A 3,856-nucleotide genomic window follows, 5' to 3' on the forward strand; every position below is an offset into this window, starting at 1 on the left:
AGACTTCTCGACCACCTCACGTGCCGCTGTTTCCCGGAACTCGGGGCTGAACTGACGCGACTTTTTCTGTGCCACAAACAACTCCGTTCAGTTACCCAAATCATACTTTGGGTCACTGTCCGAGGAAGTTCCGGCACCTCAGGAACTGAGGGAGCGAATCGATGCGATGCTCGTCGCCAGAAAGGCCGCACAACCGGTCGACGAGGTGCCGATTGTGGCCACCACGTTCCGCAACACCCATCGCCAGCTCAAGGAACAATGCCCGGACGGGTATGTCGGCCAGTTCGCCGCCGACGTAGACCGTATGCTCCTACACTTGCTCCGATTCGTCGACCTGCGCCTCTCCGAGACGCAAAAGTACGGAGGACCAGCGCGGGCCTACCTCCGGCAGCTCAAGAAGGACGAAGACAGACCACGCGAAGCGGAACTCGGCCGCGATCTGCGGGATTTCCTGCGCGGCCAGGGCCTGCGTGTACGCATGGAGGAAACCAACGTCGGCGGGGGGCGGGTCGACATCGCCTGGCAGCCGAATACCGAGCTGATCACGCTTGAGCTCAAGCGGGACTGGGCCGACCCGTCTTTCGATGCATACATCACCGCCTACGGGCCCCAAGCGATCTCCTACCAGGTCGCTGGCCCGCCCGTGAACTTCCTCGTTGTCCTCGATCTCACCCCGAAGCCACAGGGCCTCGCAGCCATTCCTGCCTGCATTGACGTCCGTACCCTGCCCGGCCCTGCCGGCGACCCCCGTCCGCGCACCCTCATAATGGTGCGCATTCAAGGCAACAAACGAGACCCCAGCGACGTGTAGCCGATACCGCCGTGAGCGTGCCCAAGATCACCAACGGAGCGCCGTCGGAACCTATGTGAAGGCCCCGTCTCCGCGCGCGACGAGAAGTTTGTGCACCAGTTCGACCGCGGCGTCCAAATGTTCGCCTTTGCCGCAAGCCGTGCCTGCGTTTCGAAACCAGCCACAGCCTTCTTCCGGGCCCGCCACTCGGCAAGCCAGATCGATGTCACCTATCAGTGCAGCAGCCCCGAGTGATGCGAGTCGGTGCTGCTGATCCGCTGGTGCGTCAGCAACTCGATGGGTTACAGCGTGACTTCCCGGACGGTTCCAGGTCGTGGAGTTCCAGTGCTGATGCGGAGAAGGCCCGCAAGCTTGGGCGGCGCGCGCTCGAGCAGCAAGCGGTGGGGTGCAGCGGGAGTGCGCGACATTCCAGAACTGCTGTGCCAGCAACAATAGCAACGTGAATCCAAGTCCCGGGTCCTGGAAGCGGCGGCGCGGGCGATTGAACGGCAGCGAGCAGAGAAAGCAGGACAGCAGGCCCGTCGGCACGAACTCTCTAGCATCCGGGCTGTGCAGGAACAACTGCTGGCACGACTACCACCCGATGTCGCGCGGGTACTCGAGGTGAGCATGTCGCCACCGGATCGGGAACTGGATCGCGAGCCCGCGGTGCCGGGCAACGGCACGACCCGTGCAGGAAGGGAGGCTCGGGCCCGGGAATGTGAACGTGGGCGGGAAGCGCGCGAACGCTGACGGGAAGTTGCGGGCCTAAGTGGAGGATCGCATCGTGCCGATCATTGAGCATTGTCTGTCGTTGCATGGGGCGAGCCCTCGTCGGATGCATCGTCGAGGAGTCAGAGATCTCGGTCGACGTCCGGATCGCGGGTGGGGGTGGTGTGGTCGAATTGCGTTCGCTCGTGTGGCATTTCGGCCCGGCTGGTGTGCCGTAGTGCCTGTTCGTGTCGGTGTTGCGCAGAGGTCAGTTCGTGTCGTCGACACTGCTCGGCACGAAGTTGTTCGATCTCGATCCGGACGTCGGTGACGAACTGCTCGACCATCGCGCCGGTGCCTTCGGCATGGTGCCGAGGCGGGATGGGCTGGCTCCTTTCGGGGCGGTCGGTGAGGACGTCATCCCAGTGATCAGGTGTTCCCGCATGGTTGGTGGCGTTGCGTCGGGCTTCGCGGGCATCGGTGCGGGCGCGGGTGAGCTCGCGTTCGTGGGCTGCTTGTCGATCGACGAGTTCGGTGATTCGGGTGTTCAGGACATGCCGGGTGCGGCGTTGCCGGGGAGGTGTTTCCGCGAGCCGCTGGCGGTGGGTGGCCAGTTCTGTGCGGGTGGCCTGAAGCGCGCGGGTCGCGCGTTGGAGATCCTCGTCGGCATGGCGCGCGGCTTGGATCGCATCACATGCGGCGCGGTGGCGGGTGACGAGTTGATCGGTGGCGGGGTGGTCGTCGGGTTCCGCCGGGGCTGGGGCGTAGGCGGTGGTGTGGGTGTCGATGAGGGCGAGTTGTTGCCGAAGTTCGCTGATCCGGTCGGCGAGTTCGGTGTCGGTAAGCGTGAACAGCGGATCGTCGGCCGGTGGGATAGAGGTCGATGGGGTATCGGTGGGGGGATGCTCGTGGACCCAGGCTTCTATCTGGGCGCGGCGGTCCGGGCTGGGCGTGGCTTTCCAGTCGCGGCGCAGGATCGCGTGGGCGGTGGTGAGAGGTCTGGTGGCGGCGAGGTGGTTTGCGCGCGCGATGGGGTGTTGGGCGGGGTCGTGGTCGGGGATGCTGGGTTGGTTGGTGTCCCGGCAGTCGTGGCACAGGCCGTCGTCGGATCGCCGGGGCGGGATGGGTGTGGCCTCGGTGGGGTGGCGTTCGATGCTGCATGAGACGCATTCCAGGCCGCGTGCTCGTGGGATCGCGGCTTTGTCGTAGTCGAGGGCGTAGGCGGCGGGGGTGGGGTCTTTGGCTTCGTCGCGGCGGTATCCGCGTACGGCGAGTGGGTCGGATTCGCGTGGCGGTGCGGTGTCAGGCCGGGGCAGGGGAGGCAGGTGCGCGTGGGGTAGATCGGGGTCATCGGTTAGTCGGCGGACTTCGTGGGCGTCGGGGCGTGCCCAGGGCTGCTCGTCGAGGCCGGCGCGGGTGTCGTGATAGTCCTGCTCCTGGTGGCGTGCCCGGATCAGCGAATCGGGTAGCGGGTCGTGGATCAGGTCTGGTTCGTGTCGGGTCTCGTGGTCATGTGCTGCGCGGTGGCGATGTTCGCGGTCATAGGTCGGTGCTGCCTGCTTGGGGGCGGGAAGGTCCTGGTAGACACCGGGGTCGCTGGCCGGGGTGCAGGCATCGATGAGCGCACGATGATCGGGGAAGCGCTGTCCGGCACGACGTAGATGTGCGGTCGCCACGGGGTAGGGATAGTGGTAGAGGGTGTCGGCGATGGCGCCCAGGATCCAGCGTTGCTCCTCGGTGAGGCGATCGTGGAACTCGCCGAACCGATGCACCGCTGCACGGATGCGTCCTTGCTGGAACAAGTTCGCGACGACTTCGACTTCCGCGACGGCCCCGGAGGAGGCAGCGGCCTGCGGTATGGACGGCGCCCGCGCCGGCATCGATGGTGCGGGGACATCGCCTGCATGGTGAGCCGATTCGGTGTCGGGTGGGTGTTCTTCACGGTCGTCGGGTTCGGTCATGGGCGTCGCGAAGTGTTCGTTCATGGGTGCGTTCTCTGGGGTTGAGGTGGTGGGTGCGTGCTGTAGGAGTGCGTCGATGCGCCAGGCGAGGGCGGCGGTGATCTGGTCGGGGCGTAGTCCGGTGCCGTCGTCGAAGGTTGCGGCAGTGAGGAGTTCGTGTGCGGTGGCCAAGAGTTGCCGAGGTGTCCAACCGCTGCCGGCGGCGTGGTCGATGGCGGCGACGACTCTGGGCCAGGCCGGGTCTGTGGTGACGCGGTCGGCGGTGTCTGGGCCGAGGATGTCGTGGAGGTCGGTGATCCATTCCGGGCGCAGGTTGTGGTCGCGACCGTCCAATGCGGAGGGGGCCAGGTCCAGGCGCGACCACAACGCGGCGGCAGGCATCTCGTCCGGTAAC

Annotated in this window: 1 protein-coding gene and 1 pseudogene; one reads left to right on the plus strand and one right to left on the minus strand. The window is 66.0% G+C overall.

Annotated elements, in window-relative coordinates:
* Window positions 1-166: 166 nt before the first annotated feature.
* Entirely contained in the window at window positions 167-811 is a 645-nt protein-coding gene (locus QH283_RS23610) for a hypothetical protein (protein WP_280505134.1), read from the plus strand.
* Window positions 812-1,644: 833 nt separating this feature from the next.
* Here the strand turns inward: QH283_RS23610 and QH283_RS23615 are convergent.
* Window positions 1,645-3,856: pseudogene (locus tag QH283_RS23615) on the minus strand (MobF family relaxase); the annotation flags it as partial.

Source organism: Nocardia farcinica (assembly GCF_029867845.1).
GTDB classification, from domain to species: domain Bacteria; phylum Actinomycetota; class Actinomycetes; order Mycobacteriales; family Mycobacteriaceae; genus Nocardia; species Nocardia farcinica_A.

What these genes read in the sequence shown, in the direction of transcription:
- QH283_RS23610 (WP_280505134.1), top strand. Translation starts at nt 167, where the DNA reads ATGCTCGTCGCCAGAAAGGCCGCACAACCGGTCGACGAGGTGCCGATT.